This window comes from Mycobacterium sp. SP-6446 (assembly GCF_001954045.1).
GTDB lineage: Bacteria > Actinomycetota > Actinomycetes > Mycobacteriales > Mycobacteriaceae > Mycobacterium.
Genome location: NZ_MBEM01000054.1, coordinates 1 through 598 on the forward strand (window position 1 = coordinate 1; position 598 = coordinate 598).

The following is a 598-nucleotide window of genomic DNA, read 5'->3' on the forward strand; positions in this document are numbered from 1 at the left end:
GGAAGGGGCGGATTTCGCCGGGTTCACCGTGGTGCGGCTGTTGGGCAGCGGCGCGATGGGTGAGGTCTACCTGGCTCAGCACCCACGGTTGCCGCGGCGGGACGCCCTCAAGATTCTGAACGACCAGCTATCTAGTCAACCCGACTACCGGGATCGGTTCATCAGGGAGGCCGACTTAGCGTCGTCGCTGTGGCATCCACACATCGTTGAGGTGTATGACCGCGGCGAATTCGAGGGTGATCTGTGGATCGCGATGCGCTACGTCGACGGGTTCGATACCCGTCGAGTGCTCCGGGAAAGCTGTCCGTCCGGAATGCCAGCTGCCGACGTGTGCACCGTAATCGCCGGCGTCGCCAGCGCGCTGGATTATGCCCACCAGAAAGGCTTGCTGCACCGCGATGTCAAGCCGGCCAATATCCTGCTGACCCGTCCAGCGGGTGGAAGGCAACGTATCTTGTTGACCGACTTCGGTATTGCACGCAATCGGGACGAGATCAGTGGTCTCACACAGACAAATATGACGGTCGGTACAGCAGCCTATGCGGCGCCCGAACAGTTGATGGGCGGCCACATCGATGGCCGCGCAGATCAGTACGCG

Annotated in this window: 1 protein-coding gene; it reads left to right on the forward strand. The window is 61.7% G+C overall.

Going from position 1 to position 598, the window contains the following annotated elements; translation table 11 throughout:
- On the forward strand, window positions 1-598 hold a 598-nt coding region (locus A5736_RS04110; RefSeq protein WP_139333123.1), incomplete at both ends, for a serine/threonine-protein kinase.